We start from the raw sequence: 25,771 nt of genomic DNA on the forward strand, positions 1-25,771 counted from the left end.
GATACTATTAAATAATTTAAAAATACGTAATTAGCCCATGCGAGCATTAGTCATTTCAGGCGGCGGAAGTAAAGGAGCGTTTGCGGGAGGAGTAGCACAATACTTAATAGAAATCGAAAAGCATAATTATGATATGTTTTTAGGAACATCAACAGGGAGCCTTTTAGTACCGCATTTAGCGGCAAATAAAATTGGTAAACTCTACGATATATTTACCAATGTACAACAACACGATATTTTTAGTGTCAGTCCTTTTGTACAGCGCAAAAAAGGAGATAGAGAATATGTTTCTATAGATTTTGTGAATTCGATGTGGCAATTTATAAGGCGCAGACGAACATTTGGAGAGAGTAAGGCGTTACGAAAAAACATTAGAAAAAATGTCACGTACGAAGAGTATTTAAAAATCAGAAAAGACAAGCACGATGTTATAGTAACGGTGTCTAATTTATCTATGAACCGAGTGGAGTATAAATCGATACAAGATTGTTCTTATGAAGAATTCTGTAATTGGATATGGATTTCGTGTAACTATATTCCCTTTATGTCGCTAGTAAAAGTCGATGGTTATGAATATGCAGATGGTGGTCTAGGAAGTGTTATTCCAATTAGAGAGGCCATTCAGCGTGGCGCCACAGAAGTTGATGCCATTGTATTAGAGGCTGAAACTTTAGGTAAACAAAAAGTATTAGGTAAAAATCCATTTTCATTAATGATAAGCTTATTTGGTCATTTGCTAAATCAGGTAGAGCGTAACGATATTATAATAGGAAAATTAGCGGCTAGAAATAAAAATGTAAAATTGAATTTGTACTACACGCCAACCAGTCTTACTGAGAATTCTCTAATTTTCAGCAAAAGACTCATGGAAAAATGGTGGATAGAAGGTTTTGAATATGCCGAAAGACGCCATGAAAAATAATATATTTTTTCAAAATTTGACTGTTGTTTTAAAAGCATGACTTCAGTGAAGAAAAATGGTTTGTTTGGACTAAATTAATAATGATACGGAGTAATTCATTGGAAAATTTATATGTTCATTTGCACCTTAATATATAATATGACCATTCTTACTTGTATGTTTTTTGGATTTGTAATTGCTTCAACAGGAAGTATAATGCCGAGCTTTTTAAATTTAACGGTGGTTAAGTTTAGTTTAAAAAGTGGTAAAAAATCAGCTTTTTACTTAATTGCTGGTTTTGCTACAGTGCTTTTTTTTCAAGCTAACATTGGAGCTTATCTATCTAGTGCTCTTATGGAAAACTCGGAATATATAACCGTCATTCAAAAAGTTGGTACGGCAATTTTAGTTCTTTTATCAATTAATTTTTTTCGATTGCATTTTAAGTCTACAAAGAAGCAGCATAAAGAAGAAATTGAAAAGTCTAAAGCTTATTTACACGGTATAGGCATGTCTTTGTTAAATACATTTGCCATTCCTTTTTATTTTACATCTATTTCTTTTCTAATAGGCTTAGAATATTTTGAATATTCATTACTTAATAGCCTGTATTTTTCAATTGGCTCTACAATGGGTTCATTTTTTCTATATGCATGTTATGCTACAATTGCAACTAAAATAGAAGATAAGCTTACTTATATTGCTAGTAAAATGGATTTTATCTTAGGCTGTCTTACAGGTGTGGTGGCTATAGGTAATCTCATTTATTTACTTTAAATAAGGACTGAGTGCATTTGTGGATTTGCGCAAATAAATATAAACTTATTATGATGACATGATAAGAAAATAATTTAGCTTTACAATTCAACTATTGTCTATTTTGACTTTTCTTCCTTAAATGAGAAGTTAAATGACGTCTTACAATAAAATCAGCATATTGGCAACATACGATTATATTATTTTAGGAGCAGGCGCTTCAGGATTAATGCTGGCATACCGTATGTCTCAGGATACGTTTTTTGATGATAAATCGATTTTAATATTAGATCAGACAAAAGACAAAGGTAATGACAGAACATGGTGTTACTGGGATAATGGAGTAGGAGAATGGGATGCTCTTTTAACCAAAACTTGGGATACCATATTTTTTGGAAGTGAGTCATTTTCTAAAACGATTTCAATTTCACCATTTCGATACAAAATGATTGAAAGTAAAACATTTTACAAATCACTTTGGAAAAGCATTAATCTAAAATCTAATTTTCGTTTTGTTGAAGATACCGTACATGATTTTACGGAACTGGAAAAAGGAGTTCAAATTATTACTGAAAATGGTGTTTATTTTGGTGCTAAGGTTTTCAATAGTTTACCTAAACCAGAAGTCTATAATTCTCAGGAAAAATATCCTGTATTGCAGCAACATTTTGTCGGTTGGTTTGTGAAAACCAACGTGAATACCTTCGATGATTCCAAGGCAACTTTCATGGATTTTACAGTACCACAACTTGGCAATACGCGATTTATGTATGTGTTACCAATAGATAAAAAAACGGCTTTATTTGAATACACCTTGTTTTCAAAAGACTTATTGCAATATTCTGATTATGAAAAAGCTATAGCAAGTTACTTAAACGAAAACAATATATCTGAATACGAAATTATCGAAAAAGAACAAGGCAATATTCCCATGACGGCCTTCAATTTTCAAAAATTAAATTCTAAGCATATTCTCAATATCGGAACTGCGGGCGGTTGGACCAAGGCTAGTACGGGGTATACTTTTAAGAATACTTCAAAAAAAACTCAGCAAATAGTTGATTTTTTAAAGAAAAAAGATGACCTGTCTCAGGTAAACAATAGTGCGAAATACAGGTTTTACGATTTAATTTTTCTAGATGTTTTAGCAAATCATAATGATGAAGGTGCCGCATTATTTTCGTCCATGTTCAAAAGTACTGATACTATCACTTTATTTAAATTTCTCGACGAGGAATCAACTTTATATGAGGACTTAAAGGTCATATTGTCCGTTCCACCAAAACGGTTTATTCAGAGCTTATTTAAACGATTTTTTTAACTTTTTTATAAAATTCAAATCATCATATTTCACTATAAAAAATCAGCTTTCAGAATAAACTTGCCCGCGATGTGGTTTTAGCGTATCTCTTATTGGTTTCATTTCAGATTCGTTAACTACCAAAAACGCTAAACTGTGCATGTCGCTTAAGGTTTCTACTCCTGTTATAGAGATGTCTAATTTGTTATGGGTAATATATTCTTTAAGGTGAATTAAATGATGTTCGGCTGTTTTCTGTCCGGCTGGTCCTTTAAAGTCCCAAATCAATTTTAATTTGCGCATGGCTATAATTCTAAATTACGGTTTGTAGATGGTAGTTCCTTTTTCAACAAAATTTTTAAAGTTCGTCATATAAGTTTTTGTCTGCTTTTTAAATGCGCTTGGCATAATAAATAGCATTAAACTCATTACAAAATTGGTGGGTTGAAAATCGCTTACAGCTGTCCATTTCGTATAATTAGAGGCTGTTGGTTTAAAATAATTTTCTTGAATATTGCGAACTCCCTTTGTGGTATAAGTAGCATGCAATTCGTTTGGGAAATTTTGTTTTGTTATCGTTTCTATTATCTCCATTTTGCGTTTTCCAAAACTATAATTAAATTTCATTTTTGCCCCAATTTCATTAGGGATTCCAGAAATATGAGCCGTACTTACTAAACCTTCTTGCCAATGTTTTAAATTATCAATTGAGCTTAATTGCTTTATAACTACTGAAATTGGTTCTTTTATTAATACTTCGGTGGTATACCGCATGCTGATAAAATTTGATTAAATGTATAAAAACGGATAATAATAATTCTATCTAATCGACGTTAAACAGTTTTAATTGTTAAAATCATTACAAAAGAATATCCCGTTGTATTGCAGTATGATTTTTACTACATGATGAGCGTTAATAATTAAAATAATGCGTTTCAAACAACTTGTTAAATAAGCTATTTATGTTATTTTTGCTGAGTTTGAAAAACGAATTCACTATATAATAATATTCTATAAATTATGGGTTTTAAATTCCAATGGTTGTTTCTAGTATTTATCGCGATAAATTATTCTTTTTCTCAAGATAAAGACCAGGTGCTTTTAAAAGTAGATGGTGAGCCGATAATGACTTCAGAATTTTTAAGGGTTTATAATAAAAATTTGGATTTAGTAAAGGATGAAAGTCAAAAAGATATTGATGGCTATTTAAAGTTATTTACTGAATACCAGTTAAAATTAAAAGAAGCGAAACGTTTAAAGCTTGACGAAGATAAAAATTATCAACGAGAGTTTTCAAGATATAAAAAACAATTAATTCAAAATTACATTTCAGAAAACAAGGTTACTGATGCATTGGTAAAAGAAGCTTATGATCGTGGTAATATAGACATCAATGCCACTCATATTTTAGTGCGCTTAGATGCCACAGCCAAAGATACTCTAAAGGTGTATAATGAAGTTTTAGCTTTACGAGAACGTGTTTTAAAAGAAGGTTACGATAAAGTTAAAACTGAAATGCATAATGGTAACACCATTTTTTTAGAGGATTTGGGCTATTTTTCTGCATTTAAAATGGTTTACGATTTTGAAACTGCAGCTTACAATACTCCAGTTGGCGAAATATCAATGCCTTTTAGAACTCAATTTGGTTATCATGTAGTACAAGTAAAAGATAGACGTCCATCACGCGGAACGTTATCAGCGGCGCATATTATGGTTAATTTAAACTCTAGCGATTCACTGCGAGATCCTAAACAACGCATCAACGAAATTTATAAAAAATTAAATCAAGGTGAGAGTTTTGAGTCTTTGGCCAAGCAATTTTCTGAAGATAAAAGTTCAGCTAAAAATGGGGGAAAAATAACACCATTTAAAAGCGGACAATTAAGTTCTACAGTGTTTGAAGATGAAGCTTTTGCTCTTAAAAAGGATGGGGAGGTTAGTAAACCTTTTAAAACAGCTTATGGTTGGCACATTGTAAAGCGAATAGAATTAAAACCAATAGAATCGTTTGAAGATTTAAAAGTTGCTTTAGAAACTAAAGTACAAAGAGATTCAAGATCTAAGTTAATTAACGAAGCGCTATTAGACAAGTTAAAAAAGCAATATAAAGTAACCTATAATACTGAAGCGAAATCTTATTTTGAATCTATATTAACAACAGACTTTTTTAAGAGATCTTGGTCTTTACCAACTAGTTTTAAAAACGACAATGTTGTATTCACAATTAATGACACCCCTTTTAGCTACGAAGCGTTCGGTAAACATTTAGTTTCTGCACAGCGCATTTACACTGGTAAATCCATGCCTTTTTCTAGCGTTATAACTAAAGAATTCGATAGCTTTTTCGAAAAATCAATTTTTCAATATAGAGAAGATAATTTAGAAACTGAAAACGAAGAATACGCAAATATCCTTAAGGAATATAGAGATGGACTGTTATTGTTCGATTTAATGGAAAAGGAAGTTTGGAATAAAGCCTCTAAAGACACTGTTGGTTTAGAAACTTTTTATAAAAATAACCAATTGAAATATCAATGGAGCGATAGAGTAGAAGTTCTTATGGCAAGTTCGGCAGAGAAATCCAATATGAAGAAAATTCAAAAACTGATGAAAAAAGGAAAGTCCGAAGATTTTATAAAAACGGCTTTGAATACATCAGACAAACAAAATGTAATATTCACTAAAGGTATTTATAGAACGGATGATACTATTTTGCCTTCAAATTTTAAAGTAGAAAAAGGAATTTCGGAGATATACGAACATCATGATGCTTTTCATGTTATGGATGTGATAGCCATATTGCCAGCAGGTCAGAAAACCTTAGAAGAAGCTAAGGGCAATGTTGTTAATGATTATCAAACACAAATAGAAGCTAATTGGATTGCTGAGTTATATGATCGTTTTAAAGTTGAAGTTAACCATGATGCTTTAAACGCTATTATATCTAAAACAGGAAATTAAGTCACATTTTTTTGAAAAATATTTTATACATATTACTAATAAGCTCAATTTTTACCAGCTGTGATTATTTTAAAAGTTCAGATGATTTAGATCCTGTGGCTAGAGTTAATGACAATTTCCTCTATAAAGACGATATTAAAAATATTGTGCCAAAAGGGACTTTTAAAGAAGATAGTACACTCATTGTAAACGCATACATTAACCGGTGGGCACGGCAATTACTATTAATGGAAGGTGCTCTCGTAAACCTATCTGAAGAAAAACAACAAGAATTTTCTAAATTGGTAGAACAGTATAAAAATGATTTATATGCAAAAGCCTACTTAGAAGGTTTGGTTAAGAAAAATATTGACACTATCGTTCCGAGTGAGGAAGCACAATTGTTTTATGACGCCAATAAAGAGTCTTTTAAATTAAATGACGATTTGATTCAATTTAGATATATAAGTTTGCCACTTAACCCCATTAATTTAGATACTATTAAAACACGATTTAAACGTTTTAAGGCTAAGGATAAGGTATATTTAGATTCTATATCTGTTCAATTCAGATCCTCATCGTTAAACGATTCTATTTGGATTAAATTAAATCGTGTGGAAGAAAAAATTCCTATAATAAATAATTCTAATAAAAATCAACTGTTAAAAAAAACTAATTTTCTACAGCTCAAAGATTCATTAAACCTATATTTGATGCAAGTTAATGACGTACGACTTCAAAACGATTATGCACCTTTGGATTATGTACATTCGTCTATTAATAAAATAGTTATAAATAAGAGAAAATTAGAGCTCATCAAGCAACTCGAAAATGATATTACAAAAGATGCCATTAAAAACAATAAATTCCAAATTTATAATTAAAGCCGCTTTAATAGTTGGTTTTATTTCATTCAACTTTAGCAATGCTCAGGAAATCATTGCTGATGAAAATACAGAACCTGTTGTAAAACAAAAAGATTCTGTGGCTAATAAATCGCGCATTAAAGCGGATGGTGTTGCTGCAGTGGTTGGTGATTTTATTCTTTTAGAATCTGATTTAGATAGAGAAATAGAACAATTAGAGGCACAAGGTGCAGATTTAAAAGGTTTAACAAGATGCGAACTTTTTGGTAGTTTGTTAGAAAATAAACTTTATGCACATCAAGCTATTCAAGATAGTGTGATTATTAATGAGTTGCAAATAAAATCTCGTGTAGACCAGCAAATTCAGGGTATTTTGTCTCAGATGAATGGTGACATGGATCAAATGCTTAAATATTATAAGAAAGATTCAGAGCAAGCGTTAAGAGATGAAATGTACGAGATCAATAAAAATGGTTTTCTCGCTCAAGAAATGCAGGCTAAAGTTACTGGAGATATTGAGGTTACCCCTGAAGAGGTTAGAACATTTTTTAACGATATTCCTAAAGATGAACGCCCTACTTTTGGTACTGAACTAAAGTTAGCACAAATTGTAATTATACCTGAAGTTACGGAAGACGCAAAACAGGCAGTTATCGATCGCTTAAAAGGCTTTAAAAAAGATGTTGAAGAAAACGGCTCTAGTTTTACTACTAAAGTATTGTTCTATACGGAAGATTCTGGTTCTAAAGCTGATGGTGGAAAATATACTTTAAACAGAAAACGACCTAGAATGGTTAAGGAATTTAGAGATGTCGCTTTTTCGATGCAAGAAGGTGAGATTTCAGAACCTTTTGAAACTGATTTTGGATATCATATTATATTATTAGAAAAAATTAGAGGTCAAGAATACGATGTAAGACACATTTTGTTACGTCCAGAGCTTACTCAAGAAGCGATCAAAAAAGCTAAAGATGAAATTGACGAGGTAAGAGCAAAAATTGTTGATGGTACTTTAACTTTTGCTCAAGCGGCAAGAGAATTTAGTGATCAAGAAGAAACGAAGTATGAAGGTGGACAAATGACCAATCCTACGACACAAGATTTTAATTTTGAACTCACTAGAATGGATCCTGAATTATATTCTCAAATTCAAGATTTAAAAGATGGTGAAATAAGTGAAGTCTTTCAAGATGAAGACCGTGTAAATAGATTAAAATTTAAAATCTTAACGGTTACTGATCGTATTGATGATCATGAAGCGGATTTTGCTAAAGATTATTTAAAAATTAAAAATTTAGCTTTACAAGACAAGCAGATTAAAGCAGTTGAAAAATGGCAAACAGAAACGATTAAAGATACCTACATTAAAATTAATGGGGAGTATAGAGATTGTGATTTTCAAAGTAATTGGCTAAAAAAATAATCGTATATGTCTGATGTTGCTAAAATTGAAAATTTCGTTAAAAAATACGCTGCCTTAAAGCAGGAAGTTGCGAAAGTTATTATAGGACAAGATGATGTCGTTAATCAAATTTTAATTTCAGTTTTTTCCGGTGGTCATTCCCTATTAATAGGCGTCCCTGGTTTGGCAAAAACCTTAATGGTTAATACTATTGCCAAAGCACTTGGTTTAGATTTTAAGCGTATTCAGTTTACGCCAGATTTAATGCCGAGTGATATTTTAGGAAGTGAAATCTTAGATGAAAACCGCCAATTTAAATTTATAAAAGGCCCCATATTTGCAAATATAATTTTAGCTGATGAGATAAACAGAACGCCGCCAAAAACTCAAGCGGCGTTGCTAGAAGCTATGCAAGAACGATCAGTTACAGTTGCAGGTCATCAGTATAAATTAAATTTACCTTATTTTGTTTTAGCTACTCAAAACCCTATAGAGCAAGAAGGAACGTATCCGTTACCAGAGGCCCAATTAGATCGTTTTATGTTTGCAATTAATTTAGAGTACCCATCATTTCAAGAAGAAGTTGATGTGGTAAAAGCGACAACTACAGATTCAAAAATCGCAGTAAATTCATTATTCACAGCTGAAGAAATCATCGATTTTCAAAATGTTATTCGTCGTATTCCTGTTGCCGATAATGTGATAGAATACGCTGTTTCTTTAGTAGCTAAAACAAGACCTAAAGCTAACACAGCTGCAGATATAGTTAAAGAATTTGTAGATTGGGGTGCCGGCCCCAGAGCTTCTCAAAATTTAATTTTAGGAGCCAAAACGCATGCGGCGATTAATGGAAAATTCTCTCCAGATATTGAAAATATACAAGCTGTTGCAACAGGCATTCTGAGACACCGAATTATTAAGAATTATAAAGCAGAAGCTGAAGGTGTAACGGATGAGAAGATTATTCGGAGTTTATTTTAAAACAGAAACACTATTGTTATTATAAATTAAATAGCATGTTTCTACCCATGAATCGTTTCCCTATTACCAAGGTCTTTCATTATGCCGGCTTCATGGTTGAGTAGGGCTTCCCACTTTTCGTCTACTTCTTTTCGATCACCATATTTCCGAGCAAAATTTAAAAACATCGTGTAATGGCCTGCTTCACTAATCATAAGTTTCCGGTAGAATTTGGCTAGTTTTTGATCTTCTAATTCTTCAGATAATAACCTAAATCGCTCACAACTACGCGCTTCAATTAATGCGGCATATAAAAGTCTATGTACTAATTGAGTAGTTCTACTTCCTCCTTTAGGGAAAAATTTTATGAGCGCAATAACGTAATCATCTTTACGATCCCTGCCAAGTGTCCAACCGTTTTCTAAGATTCTATCATGTACCATTTTAAAATGGCTCATTTCTTCTTCAACAAGATCAATCATTTCTTGAACGAGTTCGGTGTATTCTGGAAAACTTACTATTAAAGAAATTGCAGTACTTGCTGCTTTCTGCTCACAATAAGCATGGTCAGTTAAAATATCTTCAATATTCTTTTCCACAATATTAACCCATCTTGGATCGGTTGGTAATTTTAGTCCTAACATATTTATTTTAATTCTTCTTGAACAATATTTGATTGTCCTTTATCATCAATAATTAAAGCATGAGAAACATTTTTATCTGATTCAGGAATGGCATACATAATATGTATGAAAACCTTATTTTTATAAATAAGATCATCATTAACTTCTATCGATTTTAATACCGCAAGAGTATCAAAGTTATAAGACTTTAAATCTCTAGTTAAAGTATTATCAAAATTAAAGACTTTATTCACTTTTTGCTTATCGAAATGTTCTTGATAAACTTTTACATTATTCTTAAAAACACTCACCTCAAATTTAAAGTTTCTATAATGAGTTTGATAATTTATAGTATCTTTTATCTTTGAAAAACGAACCGCTTTAGAAAGATCTGTATAGGTTTTTATCTTTACGCGAAAACCATTGCTCATCAATGTATCTACTTCGTGTTCAAAATAGGTTTTTGGAATAAAAACATTAGTCTCAAAATTTACGGTTTTTTTGAATGCGGCAATGCTCTCCGTTAAAGCTTGACTCTGAGATTTTCTACCTTCGCAACTAGTTAAGGCTATTATTGAGATTGTAAGTAATGCTAGTAAATGTTTCATCAGTTTAAATTTTCTAAACAATTAATTTATTTACTCCTTTTTTTTCTTTCTCTAATAGTGAGAACCATAGAAAAAATAATAAAAACACTTGATATGTTTGACAACCAAAACCCACGATCAAATTTTTCAGTGAATATAAAATTGGCAATCATTAAAATTGCGCTAGCAATAATAAGGATTAAAGGTAAGTTTTTTTTCATAAGGTATGGTTAGTTATATTAAAGGTCATTTACTATTTAAATATCCAACCCAAAAGTCTGTCGCAATACTTCGATATTAGGATTCTTTTCTTTCAGCTTTTCATATTTTTCCTGAGGAGTAAAAGCGTATTTTTTAGCGACCTCTTCATTAACTGTAATATCTAATTCTAAATCGTAATTACGTAATTTCTTTTTTATAAATGCCATCAACGGAAATGCAGCACGTTCTAATTCAATCTTGTTGGTATTATTAGAATAGATTAAATAAATGGTGGTACCTTTTAGTTTAGGCTGATCCATTTGTAGTATTGATGCCATAATTTTTTCACCCTTCTTATCCATTTTATCTGTATAAATTTTCCAAGCGTCGTCAAGAGCTTCTTGAGTCACAGGCTCTCTTGGTAAATTTTCTTCATCAATAACCACATCCATTTGGCGTAACTGATGTCGTTTCTTTTCCCGAATACTTTTTAAGGATAATCCAGAGGTCGATTTTTTAGGTTGATTTATGGATATTCTTGGAATTTTAACTACTGGTTCTGCGACCTCAGTAACAGTTTCCTTTGGTTTTTCTTGAGAAATCGAAGTTTTTTCTGAAGCTTTTGCTTCTACTTTTGGTTTTGTAACCGGAATAGGTGTAATGCCTTTCGCTTTAAAATACGACGGCGAAATTATGAAGTGCTTACGATTTTTTTTTTCTCCATCAAAAGTGATAGAGGCGAGTTGCATAAGAGTTAATTCAACTAATAAACGTTGATTTTTACTAGTTTTATATTTAAGATCACAGTCATTGGCGAGCCGTATACCTTCCATTAAAAGACTATGCGACGTTTTCTGAGACTGTTCTTGATATTTTAAACTGGTATCTTCGCCAACTTCTAATAAAGGAATGGTTGAAGGATTTTTACAAACCATTAAATCCCTAAAGTGAGACGCCAATCCTGCAATATAATGATGACCATCGAACCCTTTAGATAGAATAGAGTTGAACTGAATTAGTAAATCAGGAATTTTATTTTCTAAAATTAAATCTGTACCGGTAAAGTAGGTTTCATAATCGAGCACATTTAAGTTTTCGGTCACTGCTTGTCTAGTAAGGTTTTTACCAGAAAAACTTACCACCCGATCAAAAATAGATAAGGCATCGCGCATGGCTCCATCTGCTTTTTGTGCAATGATATGAAGCGCGTCATCCTCGGCAGTAATACCTTGTTCTTTCGCGATAAATTTTAGGTACTCTTTGGCATCTGAAACCGTAATGCGTTTAAAATCAAAAATCTGACAACGTGATAAGATTGTCGGAATTATTTTATGCTTTTCAGTCGTCGCTAAGATGAAAATGCAATGCTTTGGTGGTTCTTCTAAAGTTTTCAAAAAAGCATTAAATGCCGCTTGAGATAACATATGAACCTCATCAATAATATATACTTTGTATTTTCCTACTTGTGGAGGAATCCGAACCTGATCAGTTAAACTTCTAATATCATCAACAGAATTATTAGACGCCGCATCTAATTCAAAAATATTGAAAGCAAAATCTTCATCTTCACTCGTATTTCCGTCACTATTTATCATCTTAGCAAGAATACGCGCACAAGTAGTTTTACCTACACCACGAGGTCCAGTGAATAATAAAGCTTGAGCTAAGTGATTATTTTCAATAGCATTCAGCAACGTATTGGTAATAGCCTGCTGCCCCACGACATCCTTAAAGGTCTGGGGTCTATACTTACGGGCTGATACTACGAAATGTTCCAAGTTAACTGAACGAATTAAACATCTAATGATGCTGTGAAATATGATAAGTTATATAAATACAAATTTAAGAATAACCTATAAATTGTCCATGCTACATGGCCAAAATTAAGAGGAGTTATTAACATTCGAAGTTCAAAATATGAGACTTCAAGTAAAAAGTTCACAGTTTGATATTTAGTATTTAAAATTAGTTTATTGTAATTTTGCATTCTAGTAGATCGCCTTATCGCTTTTGTGCTGAACTTGTTTTAGAAATTATTTTCAATTTTTAAGTTAATCAGAAAAAGTTCTGAAACAAGTTTAGTACTTAAGAGGAAAGTCCGAACACCATAGTGTAATCATAGTGGTTAACAGCCACCAGTCGTAAGGCTAGGAAAAGTGCAACAGAAAGAATGTACAGGTAATGCTGTAGTGAAACCAGGTAAACTCTATGTGGTGCAATGTCATGTAAACTAACGTTTGAGCGTACACGCGCGATGGTTAGAGGGTAGGCAGCTAAAGTTTGCTGGTAACAGTAAACGCAGATAAATGATAAGGTAGTTTTATAGTTGTTTTTAGAAATTTTCTGAAAACATATAGAATGAACAGAATTCGGCTTATAGATTTACTTAAATAAACAAGCTCTTTGTTAATGCAAAGAGCTTTGTTTTTTTTTACAGATGGATTTCTATTCTTTTGCTGGTGTTAATGTTAATCCTTGACTTGTTGCAATATTTAACATGTCGTAGTAATAACGAATGAAAACAATTTTGCCATTCGCAACCATCGAAGCAGTATGATATGGAATAATAATTTCCTTAGCAGTTTTTTTATTGGTAACCGTATTAGTTCCCCAAGATAACAACCATTCGCCTTCATTCCAATTATTCTCTACTTTTACAGGTAAGTATAAATCTCCACTAATTGAATGTGTAAATTCATTGGTGCTACTGGTATAGTATGCTTTATGTTGTGTAATATTTAATGAGTCGAGACCACCACCTAATCCATAAATCATGGCTTTTTCATCGAGTTGAGCATTCATTGTGGTAACGTCTCCTTTTTGTAATGCCTCCGTATAAGTTCTAATGAGTTTCTCTGCAACTGCTGAATTTTTAAAATCGAGAGTTGCTTTTTGTTCTTGCGCATTAGCATTGATACTAATTCCTAAAATTAGTAATGCCAGAATAATCATTCTTTTTGAAATTTTCATAATTGTTTGGTTTTAATTAATAGCGTTAACCATAACAATAGAATAGAAAGTAGTAGATAATTTGGCCGAAATAAGTTGCCAAGGCTTATAAATGTACGGAATATATTTAATTAAGAATTGCGCTACAAAATTGATAATCAATTATTTTGTAAAGAAGCTAAACATATTTCCACCATAACTTTTAGAATGCGAATAATATTTTAAATCCCTAAGATCAGTATGTTTTGAATGCTCAACAATGAGTAAACCATCGTCTTCAATTAATTCATTTTTAAATACTAAATCTGGTATTTTAAAAAACGCTTCAAGTTCAAAATCGTAAGGGGGATCGGCAAATATGATGGTATGTTTTTGTTTCGTTTTTACTAGAAACTTAAATACATCACTCTTTATTGTACTGATAGACATGTCGAAAGCATCAGCGGTTTCATTAATAAATTTAATACAGCCATAATCCGCATCGACAGCCGTTATTTGTTCTGTACCTCGAGATGCAAATTCATAACTAATATTGCCAGTGCCAGCAAATAAATCCAAGACAGATATATCATCAAAATAATATTGGTTATTTAAGATATTGAATAGCGCTTCCTTCGCCATATCTGTTGTTGGTCTTACAGGCAATTTTTTTGGAGCTGTAATTCGTCTACCTTTAAATAATCCAGAAATAATTCGCATTAGAAGGAATTTAAAATTAAATAATGTTGGTGTAAATAACGTCTATCAATATCAGACGTGATTTCAAAATTATATTCTTTTTCTATAAAATTAACGTGTCTAATGTAAGTGTAGAGTGTACTGAATATTTCATCCCCAATTACAATGTTTCCACATAGCTCAACTAACGTGGTTTCAACATCTAATTTTAATTGTTCGAAAACAAATAATACATAGTAAATAAAATCTTCTTTGCTATAATATTCAAATACATTAAAGAGTTGAAGTTTGTTATCTTCTAATACTAAAATTTCGATGGTATTTTTATTGACATTGATACAAAATTTAATTTCATCTGAGGTTTCAAAATTTTGTAATACAGATTCAATAAGAATGCTAGAAGAATGTTTATAAATAAACTCGCCGAACGTTTCAAAAATATAATTATTAATATTTACGTAGGGTACATAAACGTTGATACTTTTATTCACTGAAATTTTATCTTCAGTAATAAAATCGTTACCTAAAATTTTAGAGTTGAATTTTAAATAGTCAACTTTATGTTCTGGATTATACAATTCTTCAGGAATTAAGGTTGCCAATTCATTCTGATGAATCACTAAAACTGCATCAAAGTCTTCTGAAAAAATAGTATCACTACTCAATTCCATTTTTAAACGGTTGAGTGTATCTATTGGATTTAACTTATGCTCAAACTCAACAGTTTTTAAAAACTCAACGGTATTGGAAGTTTTATTTAGAATACAAAAATAAAGCCCATTCAAATTAATTTGAATGGACAGTTCCTTAATAACGTTTATTTTCAAACTATTCTTTATTTGTATAGCTCTTCGGCCAATTTCCTTTAGTGAATACTTCGTCCATAGAACCTACTTTTAAAGATGGTCCGTTAACACCGTCTACAGAAACGACTTGTTTTTCTTTTTCTATTAAGTATTTTTCCTGATCATCTAAAATGACAGCTTTATCAACACTTGCTTCAAAAACCGAGAATTCGTCAAGTTTACCCGCCTTCATTTCAAATGTAGCACCTTCTTTTCCAACGCCAACATTCATCATGTTTTTATAACGATCACTACCACCGAAAATTGAATCCTTAACAGAATAATAACTTAATGTATCAATTAAAGTTTCGGTTTTCATCGTTTCTACACCTCCAAACGCTTTAGTTCTTTCTTCATCTAACACTAAAGTGTCACGTCTTTGTGTAATTGGCACTTTTCCCGTTTCTACAAACTTTATTAATTTGTCAAAACTATCGGTGTAAGTTCCATTAACGTCTTTGTAAGCTAATTGAGCATCTCTAATATCTATCAGTCTATCGATAACTACTGCAAAACGTTTTTCTTTTAATGTGTTGAATTGTATTTCTTTATAAACAGACATGTAAGTCATATACCCTAAAAATATAATTAAAGCCCAAAGTAAAATATTAATAACGGGTTTAATTTTTCTTGGTACAAATTTATCTATTAACCATACAATTCCTATGGTTAATACTATAATAACTACAATTGCTATAATTACATTCATGTTGTTTATTTATTAGTTATGGTCTATCGCAAATCTACAATTTTTTTTTGTTCGCTAAAACTATCTAAAAAAAAATAATTAAAAATATATAAGTTATTAAGAATACAATCTTAAAAACAGAGAATAATGTTATCTTGCTTTATAATTATTTCTATATGATTTCTAATGCATCTGCATTCTATTCCCTATTAAAATCAAAGTTTCCTTTTGCACCAACTTCCAAGCAAGATATGGTATTGATGCAATTGTCACAATTTATTTTCGATTCCAATAAAAATTCAATTTACCTATTAAAAGGATATGCCGGAACTGGAAAAACCAGCATAATTGGTACTATTGTATCTAATTTGTGGCAGGCTAAAAAAAGTGCTGTTTTATTGGCTCCAACAGGTCGTGCTGCCAAAGTAATTTCTAATTATTCAAAGAAAGAAGCCTTTACCATTCATAAAAAAATCTATTTTCCTAAAAAGGACAAAGGTGGTGGTGTTAATTTTGTAATGCAACCAAATAAGCATCGTAATACTATATTTATCGTTGATGAAGCTTCAATGATTCCTGATATACCATCGGACTCACAATCATTTGATAGCAGCTCGTTATTAGATGATTTAATGCAATATGTGTATTCTGGGCATCAATGTAAATTATTACTTATAGGTGATAAAGCCCAATTGCCGCCTGTGAAATCTGATTTAAGTCCAGCCCTAGACGAAAATAAACTCAGTTTAAATTATAGTAAAGATGTCATTGGTATCGAACTTGATGAAGTGGTGCGACAAGAACAAGATTCAGGTATCTTAAGTAATGCCACTGAGTTACGCGCTGTTTTAGAGTCTAATTTTTATGAGAGTTTTAAATTTAATTTAATTGGTTACACGGATAGTGTCCGCTTAATTGATGGTTATGAAATAATGGATGCCATTAACGACGCTTATAGCACTAATGGCTACGAAGAAACTGCGATTATCGTTCGGAGCAATAAACGCGCCAACGCTTACAACCAGCAAATAAGACAGCGAATTCTATTTAACGAAACTGAGTTGTCCGCAGGTGATTATCTTATGGTGGTTAAGAATAATTATTTTTGGATTAAACCTACAACAGAAGCGGGCTTTATTGCAAATGGCGATATTATTGAAGTCTTAGAGATTTTTAGTATTAAAGAACTATATGGTTTTAGATTTGCCGAAGTTAACATAAGAATGGTTGATTACCCCCAGATGAAACCTTTTGAAACGGTTCTGCTATTAGACACTATTGAAGTAGAAAGCGCCTCACTTAGTTATGAAGAATCGAACCGATTATATCAGGAAGTTTCAAAAGATTATGAAGAAGAACCTTCTAAATACAAACGATTTTTAGGTGTAAAGAACAATAAGTTTTTTAACGCGTTACAAGTAAAGTTCTCTTATGCAATAACATGTCATAAATCTCAAGGCGGACAGTGGAATACCATTTTTGTTGAACAACCATACTTGCCAAATGGTATGGATAGAGATTATATTCGTTGGTTATACACAGCGATAACTAGAGCAAAAGAAAAGCTTTATTTAATTGGATTTAAAGATGAGATGTTTATAGAAAAAAATTAAGTTTAACTGCATTTCTTTATGTTGAGAAATAGACGTCATAAAGCAACTAATAATCGAATAAAAGTTCAGAATTAATGGTCTCAAACTAACTAGATAGTGATGACAGAAACAATTCTAAGTATATTTTTAGGAATCGGACTATCGGCATCGGTAGGATTTAGAATTTTCCTGCCTTTGTTTGCGCTAAGTTTAGCAGCTTATTTAGACGTATGGGAACTCAATGAATCTTGGTTGTGGATAGGTAGTACAACTGCTTTAATAACATTAGGAATTGCAACGGTGGTAGAAATTATGGCTTATTATATTCCGGTGGTGGATAATGCTTTAGATGCCATCGCCATTCCGCTCGCAACCATTGCCGGAACTGCTGTTATGGTGTCCACTATTGCAGATTTAAGTCCGGTTATCACATGGGCTTTAGCAATTATTGCAGGTGGCGGAACAGCCGCCGCCGTAAAAAGCTCTGTAAGTACAACTCGATTAGGCTCTACAATTTCAACCGCTGGTTTTGGAAATCCGATTGTAGCTACCTTTGAAACAGGGTCGTCTATCGTTATGTCTATAATTTCGATCTTTTTACCCATATTGGCGGTTATTTTAGTGCTACTAATATTCTTTTTAATATACAAACTTTACAAAAAGCTTCGTCCGAGCCGATCTAAATAATCAAATTTCAAATTGAATCTATAATGTCATTTTTAAACCTTATTTTTGAAATTATACAAGTACAAATTACATAAATGAAAATTATATCCATGATTCCTGCACGTTATAGTGCGTCGCGATTTCCAGGTAAATTAATGCAAGACTTAGCAGGGAAATCAGTAATCTTAAGAACTTATGAAGCTACTGTTGCCACTAAATTGTTTAGTGAAGTTTATGTAGTGACTGATAGTGATATCATTTTTAATGAGATCGTAGATCACGGAGGAAAAGCCATAATGAGCATTAAAGAGCACGAGTCTGGCAGTGATAGAATTGCAGAGGCTGTAGCTAATGTAGATTGCGATATTGTTATTAATGTTCAAGGAGACGAACCATTTACGGAGCGTGAAAGTTTAGCCAAAGTAATAAATGTATTTGAAGATGATGGTGCCAAGGAAATCGATTTAGCATCCTTAATGGTGCAAATTGAAGATTGGGATGAAATTAATAATCCAAATACTGTTAAAGTAATTGTAGACCAACAGAATTTTGCGTTATATTTTTCAAGAAGTGCTATTCCATTTCCTAGAGATAAAAATGCAGGAGCAAAATATTATAAACATAAAGGTATTTATGCTTTTAGAAAACAAGCGTTATTAGATTTTACAGTTTTGCCAATGCAATTTCTGGAAGCTTCAGAAAAAATTGAATGCATCCGATATTTAGAATATGGCAAGCGCATTAAAATGGTAGAAACTAAAATACAAGGTGTTGAAATTGATACACCAGAAGATTTAGAACGTGCCAAACGATTATGGAAGTAGATCGCACTTCACGCAAATTATCCTTATAACAAAGAAATACATTGACTAAAACCTATAAAAATATAAAAGTAATTGGTTTTGATGCAGACGACACGCTCTGGGTTAATGAAACCTACTTTAGAGAAGCCGAAGAAGAAGCAGGCAAATTATTATCGCTTTACGAAACACCAAACAAAATAGATCAAGAGTTGTTTAAAATTGAAATTAAAAATCTACCGACCTACGGTTATGGTGTAAAAGGCTTCATATTATCTATGATAGAACTGGCTTTGGAACTATCAAACGGAAAAGTGTCTAATGATGTGATTGCGCAAATGTTAAAAATTGGCAAAGACATGATTAATAAGCCGATTGAACTTTTAGATGGAGTAGAAGATGTTTTAAAAGAATTGTCTAAAAAACATCGATTAATTGTGGCTACAAAAGGCGATTTGTTAGACCAAGAGCGGAAACTAGAAAAATCAGGATTGTTAAAATACTTTCATCATATTGAAGTATTGAGTGAAAAGCACGACAGTAACTATAAGCAATTATTAAAGCGTTTAGATATTGAACCAGAAGCATTCTTAATGGTAGGAAATTCTCTAAAATCAGATATATTACCACTAGTAAAAATTGGATCTCAAGCCATACATGTACCATTTCATACCACATGGCAACATGAAACGGTAACAATGAAAGAGGCCAATGGATCCGAATACGCAACCGTAACAAGCTTAACTGAAATTTTGGACCTTATCAATTAGAAATTTGAAAGTACTCGATAAACATAACTGGGACAGAAAAGCGCATTTCGATTTTTTTAACACATTTGATGATCCGTATTTTGGAGTGACTTTTAAAGTCGATGTAACTAAAGCTTATGAGTTTTCACGTACCAATAATTTGTCATTTTTTGTAAAATATTTACACTCCACGATGCAAGCTATTAACGATGTAGAAAATTTAAGATATAGAATAAACGAATCTAACGACATTGTAGTTTTCGATACAATTCATGCATCGCCAACCATCCTTCGATCTAATAATACGTTTGGCTTCACCTTTATTGATTATGATGAAGATATTTTTAAATTTCAATCGAATTATTTAAAGGAAAAAGCTCGTGTATTAAATTCTGAAGAATTATTTCCTCCTAAAAATACTTTAGACTGTGTGCATTGCTCAGCTCTGCCTTGGGTAAATTTCACTGGGCATAAAGAACCATTTAAAGGAGGTAAAGATTCTATACCTAAAATAGCATTTAGTAAGATGGAAAATTTAGGAAAAAAAAGAGAAATGCAAGTGGCAATAAGTGTTAATCATGCGTTGGTAGATGGCTACCACGTAGGACTTTTTAATGAAAAATTACAATTTCATTTAAATAAGTAGTAATTATAAACTAAGTTGTTATTTTTGCTAAAGATATAAAGTAAATGATATACAAAAATTATCCCATGGTGTCTAATGTCGTTTTCGGACGAGGAAGTTTCGATCAACTCGAAGAAATTCTCGCTTCAAAACGCAAGGGACGTAATGCACCATTTATTTTTTATGTTGACGATGTCTTTAAGGGTAATCATTGGTTAACCTCAAGAATTACATTGTCTTACAAAGACAAAATTATATACGTACCAACCAAAGAAGAACCTAGGACAGAACAAATAGATCAATTAGTTGAAGACGTTATATTAGAATTTAGCGAATTACCTTCAGGCATAATTGGTATTGGTGGAGGTATAGTTATGGATGTTGCAAAAGCAGTATCGCTAATGTTAACCAATAAGGGTGAATCTAAAGATTATCAAGGTTGGGATTTAATTAAACATCCTGCGATTTATCATGTCGGAATTCCTACAATTTCAGGAACAGGAGCTGAAGTATCTAGAACTACGATTTTAACTGGCCCGGTCCGTAAATTAGGTATTAATAGTGATTATACTCCTTTCGATCAGGTTATATTAGATCCAGAATTAACTAAAGATGTTCCTAGAGACCAATGGTTCTATACTGGGATGGACTGCTTTGTGCATTGTGTAGAATCTCTAAATGGAACATATTTAAATGCATTTAGTGAAAGTTACGGCGAAAAAGCTTTTGAACTTTGTAAAGAAATCTTTTTAGAGAATTCTTTATCAGATGAAGAGGCTCAAGATAAATTAATGATGGCCTCATGGCATGGTGGGATGAGTATTGCTTATTCTCAGGTCGGTGTAGCCCATGCGATGAGTTACGGTTTAGGGTATCTTTTAGGTATAAAACATGGTATTGGTAACTGTATAGTTTTTGACCATTTAGAAGATTATTATCCAGAAGGTGTAACGATATTTAAACAGATGAAAGCCAAGCACAATATAGAGTTACCTCAAGGTATTTGTGCTGATTTAGACGACGATCAATTAAATACGATGATTGATGTGGCATTAAGTTTAGAACCTCTTTGGGAAAATGCAATCGGCAAAAACTGGAAGACTGTAATGACCAGACAAAAGCTTTTAGAGCTTTATAAAAAAATGTAAAATGCGCTGGTTAGCTAAATTCATATATTTTAAATTAATGGGTTGGAAGGTTGTCGGAAATACTAATTTTTCAAAAGACACCGTAAAAAAATCAATCATTATAGCAGTTCCTCATACTAGCTGGCACGATTTTATAGTTGGTATTTTACTCAGAAAAGTCGCGGACGTAAAAACTAATTTTGTAGGTAAAAAAGAATTGTTTACCTGGCCATTTGGTTATTATTTTAAAGCGGTAGGTGGTAAAGCTTTAGACAGAACTTCTGGGCAAAATAAGGTAGAAGCCATTGCGCAGTTATTTGAAAATGAAGAAGAATTTAGATTAACCTTAGCTCCTGAAGGAACAAGGAAAAAAGTCGAAAAATGGAGGACAGGATTTTACTATATAGCCAAAGCGGCCAATGTACCCATTATAATGTTTACATTAGATTTTAAGAATAAACAAAATAAAATTTCAGAACCGTTCTATCCCACTGATGACATGGAAGCAGATTTTAAAATTATGAAAGCTTTTTTTGAAGGAGTAGAAGGAAAGGTAAAAGCATATAGTTAGAATTTGCAGCCCTTTATTTGGCACAACTTTTGAAACGTATGTAATACAATGAAACATAAAGTAAACGTAAGTCCCTAAAAAGAAACATTGTTCAGAAAAGAGATCGTCTATAATGCGATCTCTTTTTTTATATATTCTAAGCTGATTTAATTCGTATTAGCGGAAAAATTAATTTGGTGTTGCGAATTAAGCCAGTTGAAGATTTTAAGTTTTTAAATCGCTATATCAAGCTTTGTAAAACAGTTATATAACTTTTAGGATGCAACCTGAAGCTTCGCAATTAAATTAGAATCCCACTCTAAAATCACAACCACTTTTATAATTGCTGCAACCGTACGCAGTTTTTCCTTTAAGTATTTTGCCAATTTTACATTTAGGACAAGAGTCACCTACTTTAATCGTTGCTATTTTTGCCGTTTGTTTAGGCTCAAATTTTAGCTTGAAACTATCATTAAATCGTAGTAAACCTTCCACTAATGCATTTGATCCCGAAGTATCGATTTTAAAACCTTTTAAATTAACTGTAGAACCTTTGGTAAGTAACCGAATGTATTGTTTTTCGGAAATTTTCTTGCTAGCATAACTAAACGGCAAAGTGAAATCGCAAGTTTTTCCAAAATGACTACAACCATAAGCCGATTTTCCTTTTAAAAGATTACCAGATTTACATTTCGGACAAGAACTTCCAACTAAATTCGTAGATTTCTTTTTAGTTTTCGACTTTGATTTCGTTTTTCCGACAGGCTTATTATTCACTGAAGAAATTCGGGTTTGCACTTTTTCACTGCGTACTTCATACACCAAAGCATCTACCATACGTTTCATACCTCTTATAAAGGCACTTGCGCTAAATTCACCTTTCTCAATATCTTTAAGTTGCTTCTCCCATGAACCTGTAAGTTCTGCAGATTTTAATAGCTCATTCTGAATCGTATCAATCAGTTGAATGCCTGTAACTGTAGGTAAAATTTGTTTTTTATTTCGCTTTATATATTTTCGCCTAAACAACGTTTCTATAATATTCGCACGTGTGGACGGTCGGCCAATACCATTCTCTTTCATTAAGTCTCTAAGTTCTTCGTCCTCAACTTGTTTTCCTGCAGTTTCCATAGCACGTAGGAGAGAGGCTTCCGTAAATTGATTTGGTGGTTTCGTCTGTTTTTCTAAAAATGAAGGTTCGTGTGGTCCTTTTTCACCTTTAACAAAAGAGGGCATTATGTTATCTTTTGTCACACCGGGCCTTTCGGTTGCGCTAAAGTCAGGTTTCGTAGAAGTGTCTTGTTTCTCAAAAACCACGCGCCAACCTTTTGATATAATTTCTTTTCCGGTCGTTTTAAAATTAACTTCTGCTGCTTTTCCAATAACTGTAGTATTAGAAACTTTACAATCATCATAAAACACAGCGATAAAGCGTTTAACTATAATATCATAAACTTGCTGTTCGTTATATTGCAAATGTGTTTGCATTCCAGTTGGAATGATAGCGTGGTGATCCGTTACTTTTTTATCATTAAAAACTCGTGAAGACTTCTTTATCTTTTTGTTTAAAATAGGTGCTGTAAGATTTGCATAATCAGTCAGTTTAGACAGAATACCTTTTACTTTTGGATACACGTCATTGGGTAAAAATGTGGTATCAACTCTGGGATAGGTTACGGCTTTTTTCTCGTATAATTTTTGAGCTATTTTAAGGGTATCGTCCGCAGAAAATCCAAACTTAGTGTTACAGTATACTTGTAAACCTGTTAAATCGAATAGTTTTGGTGCGTATTCTGTCCCTTTCTTTTTGGTTATAGAAACAATTTCAAATTCGTGCTCCTTTACTTTATTCGCTAAAATTTCGCCGTCTTCCATTTTTAGAAAACGACCCTCCTCATAATTAAATAGCGTATCTCTATAAAGTGTTTGTAATTCCCAATATGGTTGTGGTACAAAATTTTCAATTTCCTTAAAACGATTCACAAGCATGGCAAGAGTAGGGGTTTGAACTCTCCCAACAGATAAAACCTGCTTATAACCTCCATGTTTTACGGTATATAATCGTGTGGCATTAATTCCTAACAGCCAATCACCAATTGAGCGCGAAAAACCAGCATAATATAGATTATCATAATTTTCGGCAGGTTTTAAGTTTTTAAAGCCTTCTTTTATTGCTTCTGTTGTTAAAGACGAAATCCACAAGCGTTGCACTTTACCTTTATAATTGGCTTTATTGATAACCCAACGCTGAATCAGTTCTCCTTCTTGGCCAGCATCACCACAATTTATTACAACATCTGCTTTATCAAATAAACTTTTTACAATAAGGAATTGTTTTTTAATCCCGTCATTACTCGCCACTTTAACCTGAAATTTTTCTGGCAACATCGGCAAGTTGTTTAAGTCCCAACTTTTCCAATAAGGTTTGTAATCCGCTGGCTCAAATAACGTACAAAGGTGACCAAAGGTATAGGTTACTGCATAACCGTTACCTTCATAGTAACCATCTCGCTTGTTGTTAGCTCCTAATACAGACGCAATTTCTCGGGCAACACTGGGTTTTTCGGCAATACAGACTTTCAAATTAATGTGATTTTTTTAAAAATGCAAAGTACTGAAATTTCAAAATAATTAGCGAGAAATATAGAAAGAGATTATTGTAAATTTCGCTATGAAATAAGGATATAGAATAGGAAAAAAATACTCGGATTTATCCACTATTTAAATTTCACATTCAAAAGATAATTGCATCATTGATTAGGTAAAATATTCTTTTTCTAATTCTGAAAGCCTAGTGTCAAATGAATTTCCTTTAAAGCTCTAAAACTAATTTCTGACCAATTTTTAAAGTTGCATTTTGTTTAATGGCATTGGTGTTGCATAGCATAGCAACAGACATGTTATTACGTTTGGATATGCCGTAAAGTGTATCTCCTTTTTTTACGACATAGAATTTTGGTTGCTTAGCTAAACTAACTAATGCAGCTTCGTCTGCCGATTTTATGACTTTTACTTTACTTAATTGTCTTGAGTTATGATATCTGGCATGTGTCCATTTTTGTGTTACCCAAACCTGCTCTGCGCGAATAGTATTTTTAGGAGAAAAGTCAAAAAGATATTCCGGATGAATCGAATGGCCCTTGTAACTCAATTCTAAATGAAGATGACTTCCTCTTGAATTACCAGTATTGCCACCTTTACCTACATATTGCCCTTTTACTATGGAATCATTTGCTTTAACCCCGATTTTAGACAAATGTGCGTAAGTTGATTCTAAACCGTTATAATGACGTACAACAACGGTATTTCCAAAACCTCTAGTATACTTGGCATAGCGTACAATGCCATCAAGCACTGCAGCTACGGAATCTCCAGTAACTAAATCAATATCAATACCTTTGTGTGGTCGTCCTTTTCGCCAGCCGTAATGTGACGTCACCACTTTTGGATGGGGAACCGGAGAAGCGTAAGTGCTATCTTTAAAGTTTAGTACTAAAGGAAAATTTTGCAATATATTTTGATAGGGATTATAAACTGTAGTGTCCCAATCTTCAGCCTTGATATCGGGTTTATCAGTGGTAGATGATATAAACGGAATTTCAACGGTTTCAAACAGCACACCTTTGCTGAATTGCGCAGTTGGTAACTCTATTTTTAGTGAATTAATTAACGAATCGTTTTGAGAAGATGTAGTATATGTAATGCAAACTAAAGCAAAACAGAAAAAAATGTATTTCATAGAGGGGAAAAAATAATCGAATAAGCTAATGAAACGTAAATATAGAATAATTATTATTTTATAAAACTCATAAATAATGAAAAAAAATATATGGATTACGAGTACCTCTTTTTCAAATGAATTAGAACAACTTGTATATGAGCAAAACATACACCACAATGTTTATTAATTTTGAACCATAGCAAAAATAATTTGCATGAAAAAGAAAACAATAAGCGTGTTTC

25 protein-coding genes and 1 other RNA gene are annotated in these 25,771 nt (G+C 32.3%); 15 read left to right on the forward strand and 11 right to left on the reverse strand.

What is annotated here, in order from left to right:
- Positions 1 to 37: 37 nt before the first annotated feature.
- From QMA06_RS13180 to QMA06_RS13190, 3 genes are all read left to right on the forward strand, one after another.
- Positions 38 to 922, forward strand: a complete 885-nt coding sequence (locus QMA06_RS13180) for a patatin-like phospholipase family protein (protein ID WP_290207338.1) — start codon at positions 38 to 40, stop codon at positions 920 to 922.
- A gap of 138 nt (positions 923 to 1,060) precedes the next feature.
- Complete coding sequence (locus tag QMA06_RS13185) at positions 1,061 to 1,678, forward strand: LysE family translocator (protein WP_290207339.1); 618 nt, start codon at positions 1,061 to 1,063, stop codon at positions 1,676 to 1,678.
- 133 nt (positions 1,679 to 1,811) lie between these two features.
- Positions 1,812 to 2,978 (forward strand): lycopene cyclase family protein, encoded by a 1,167-nt coding sequence (locus QMA06_RS13190; protein WP_290207340.1) that lies wholly within the window; start codon positions 1,812 to 1,814, stop codon positions 2,976 to 2,978.
- Between the two features lie 42 nt (positions 2,979 to 3,020).
- Here QMA06_RS13190 and QMA06_RS13195 read toward each other — a convergent pair whose 3' ends face one another.
- Together QMA06_RS13195 and QMA06_RS13200 are read right to left on the reverse strand one after the other, a co-directional pair.
- Positions 3,021 to 3,260, reverse strand: a complete 240-nt coding sequence (locus tag QMA06_RS13195) for a hypothetical protein (protein ID WP_290207341.1) — start codon at positions 3,258 to 3,260, stop codon at positions 3,021 to 3,023.
- Between the two features lie 15 nt (positions 3,261 to 3,275).
- Positions 3,276 to 3,731, reverse strand: coding sequence for an SRPBCC family protein (locus QMA06_RS13200; RefSeq protein WP_290207342.1), 456 nt, complete (start codon positions 3,729 to 3,731; stop codon positions 3,276 to 3,278).
- Between the two features lie 246 nt (positions 3,732 to 3,977).
- Here QMA06_RS13200 and QMA06_RS13205 point away from each other — a divergent pair, with 246 nt between their 5' ends.
- The 4 genes from QMA06_RS13205 to QMA06_RS13220 are packed head-to-tail and all read left to right on the forward strand — an operon-like array spanning position 3,978 to position 9,149.
- Positions 3,978 to 5,921, forward strand: a complete 1,944-nt coding sequence (locus QMA06_RS13205) for a peptidylprolyl isomerase (protein ID WP_290207343.1) — start codon at positions 3,978 to 3,980, stop codon at positions 5,919 to 5,921.
- A gap of 11 nt (positions 5,922 to 5,932) precedes the next feature.
- Positions 5,933 to 6,784 carry a peptidyl-prolyl cis-trans isomerase gene (locus tag QMA06_RS13210; RefSeq protein WP_290207344.1) on the forward strand — a complete coding sequence of 284 codons (852 nt, stop codon included), beginning with the start codon at positions 5,933 to 5,935 and terminating at the stop codon, positions 6,782 to 6,784.
- On the forward strand, positions 6,747 to 8,189 hold the full coding sequence (locus QMA06_RS13215) for a peptidylprolyl isomerase (protein ID WP_290207345.1): 1,443 nt from the start codon (positions 6,747 to 6,749) through the stop codon (positions 8,187 to 8,189). Before QMA06_RS13210 ends, QMA06_RS13215 begins: the two co-directional genes overlap by 38 nt.
- Before the next feature lie 6 nt (positions 8,190 to 8,195).
- Complete coding sequence (locus tag QMA06_RS13220) at positions 8,196 to 9,149, forward strand: AAA family ATPase (protein WP_290207346.1); 954 nt, start codon at positions 8,196 to 8,198, stop codon at positions 9,147 to 9,149.
- A 41-nt stretch (positions 9,150 to 9,190) separates the two neighbouring features.
- Here the strand turns inward: QMA06_RS13220 and miaE are convergent, their stop codons facing one another.
- From miaE to dnaX, 3 genes are all read right to left on the reverse strand, one after another.
- Complete coding sequence (gene miaE, locus QMA06_RS13225) at positions 9,191 to 9,772, reverse strand: tRNA-(ms[2]io[6]A)-hydroxylase (protein ID WP_290207347.1); 582 nt, start codon at positions 9,770 to 9,772, stop codon at positions 9,191 to 9,193.
- 2 nt (positions 9,773 to 9,774) lie between these two features.
- Complete coding sequence (locus tag QMA06_RS13230) at positions 9,775 to 10,359, reverse strand: hypothetical protein (protein ID WP_290207348.1); 585 nt, start codon at positions 10,357 to 10,359, stop codon at positions 9,775 to 9,777.
- Positions 10,360 to 10,595: 236 nt separating this feature from the next.
- Positions 10,596 to 12,317, reverse strand: a complete 1,722-nt coding sequence (dnaX, locus tag QMA06_RS13235) for a DNA polymerase III subunit gamma/tau (RefSeq protein ID WP_290207349.1) — start codon at positions 12,315 to 12,317, stop codon at positions 10,596 to 10,598.
- Positions 12,318 to 12,586: 269 nt separating this feature from the next.
- On the opposite strand from dnaX, the gene rnpB reads away from it, so the two are divergent.
- An RNA gene (gene rnpB / locus QMA06_RS13240) (RNase P RNA component class A) lies at positions 12,587 to 12,932 on the forward strand.
- Positions 12,933 to 12,984: 52 nt separating this feature from the next.
- Here the strand turns inward: rnpB and QMA06_RS13245 are convergent.
- From QMA06_RS13245 to QMA06_RS13260, 4 genes are all read right to left on the reverse strand, one after another.
- Positions 12,985 to 13,509 (reverse strand): nuclear transport factor 2-like protein, encoded by a 525-nt coding sequence (locus tag QMA06_RS13245; RefSeq protein WP_290207350.1) that lies wholly within the window; start codon positions 13,507 to 13,509, stop codon positions 12,985 to 12,987.
- 141 nt (positions 13,510 to 13,650) lie between these two features.
- A complete protein-coding gene (locus tag QMA06_RS13250; protein WP_290207351.1) occupies positions 13,651 to 14,187 on the reverse strand; it encodes an RsmD family RNA methyltransferase in 537 nt (178 codons plus the stop codon).
- Positions 14,187 to 14,993 carry a DUF3822 family protein gene (locus QMA06_RS13255; RefSeq protein ID WP_290207352.1) on the reverse strand — a complete coding sequence of 269 codons (807 nt, stop codon included), beginning with the start codon at positions 14,991 to 14,993 and terminating at the stop codon, positions 14,187 to 14,189. Before QMA06_RS13255 ends, QMA06_RS13250 begins: the two co-directional genes overlap by 1 nt.
- A 1-nt stretch (position 14,994) precedes the next feature.
- Complete coding sequence (locus QMA06_RS13260; RefSeq protein ID WP_290207353.1) at positions 14,995 to 15,720, reverse strand: hypothetical protein; 726 nt, start codon at positions 15,718 to 15,720, stop codon at positions 14,995 to 14,997.
- A 155-nt stretch (positions 15,721 to 15,875) separates the two neighbouring features.
- Here QMA06_RS13260 and QMA06_RS13265 point away from each other — a divergent pair, with 155 nt between their 5' ends.
- The 7 genes from QMA06_RS13265 to QMA06_RS13295 all read left to right on the forward strand — a co-directional run bounded on the left by QMA06_RS13265 (position 15,876) and on the right by QMA06_RS13295 (position 21,829).
- Entirely contained in the window at positions 15,876 to 17,312 is a 1,437-nt protein-coding gene (locus tag QMA06_RS13265; protein ID WP_290207354.1) for an ATP-dependent DNA helicase, read from the forward strand.
- Positions 17,313 to 17,408: 96 nt separating this feature from the next.
- A complete protein-coding gene (locus tag QMA06_RS13270; RefSeq protein WP_290207355.1) occupies positions 17,409 to 17,978 on the forward strand; it encodes a DUF4126 domain-containing protein in 570 nt (189 codons plus the stop codon).
- A 74-nt stretch (positions 17,979 to 18,052) separates the two neighbouring features.
- Positions 18,053 to 18,781: a 3-deoxy-manno-octulosonate cytidylyltransferase gene (gene kdsB, locus QMA06_RS13275; RefSeq protein ID WP_290207357.1), complete on the forward strand. Its 729-nt coding sequence runs from the start codon at positions 18,053 to 18,055 to the stop codon at positions 18,779 to 18,781.
- A 41-nt stretch (positions 18,782 to 18,822) separates the two neighbouring features.
- Positions 18,823 to 19,527 carry an HAD family hydrolase gene (locus QMA06_RS13280; protein WP_290207358.1) on the forward strand — a complete coding sequence of 235 codons (705 nt, stop codon included), beginning with the start codon at positions 18,823 to 18,825 and terminating at the stop codon, positions 19,525 to 19,527.
- A gap of 4 nt (positions 19,528 to 19,531) precedes the next feature.
- Positions 19,532 to 20,152 (forward strand): CatA-like O-acetyltransferase, encoded by a 621-nt coding sequence (locus QMA06_RS13285; RefSeq protein WP_290207360.1) that lies wholly within the window; start codon positions 19,532 to 19,534, stop codon positions 20,150 to 20,152.
- Positions 20,153 to 20,196: 44 nt separating this feature from the next.
- Positions 20,197 to 21,279 carry an iron-containing alcohol dehydrogenase family protein gene (locus QMA06_RS13290; protein ID WP_290207361.1) on the forward strand — a complete coding sequence of 361 codons (1,083 nt, stop codon included), beginning with the start codon at positions 20,197 to 20,199 and terminating at the stop codon, positions 21,277 to 21,279.
- Between the two features lies 1 nt (position 21,280).
- The gene (locus QMA06_RS13295) at positions 21,281 to 21,829 is read left to right on the forward strand and encodes a 1-acyl-sn-glycerol-3-phosphate acyltransferase (RefSeq protein ID WP_290207362.1); all 549 of its coding nucleotides are present in this window, start codon (positions 21,281 to 21,283) and stop codon (positions 21,827 to 21,829) included.
- Between the two features lie 285 nt (positions 21,830 to 22,114).
- Here QMA06_RS13295 and QMA06_RS13300 read toward each other — a convergent pair whose 3' ends face one another.
- Together QMA06_RS13300 and QMA06_RS13305 are read right to left on the reverse strand one after the other, a co-directional pair.
- Entirely contained in the window at positions 22,115 to 24,391 is a 2,277-nt protein-coding gene (locus tag QMA06_RS13300) for a type IA DNA topoisomerase (RefSeq protein WP_290207363.1), read from the reverse strand.
- Between the two features lie 229 nt (positions 24,392 to 24,620).
- Entirely contained in the window at positions 24,621 to 25,547 is a 927-nt protein-coding gene (locus QMA06_RS13305; protein ID WP_290207365.1) for a peptidoglycan DD-metalloendopeptidase family protein, read from the reverse strand.
- Positions 25,548 to 25,771 lie beyond the last annotated feature (224 nt).

This window comes from Winogradskyella bathintestinalis, assembly GCF_030407435.1.
Classification (GTDB): domain Bacteria; phylum Bacteroidota; class Bacteroidia; order Flavobacteriales; family Flavobacteriaceae; genus Winogradskyella; species Winogradskyella bathintestinalis.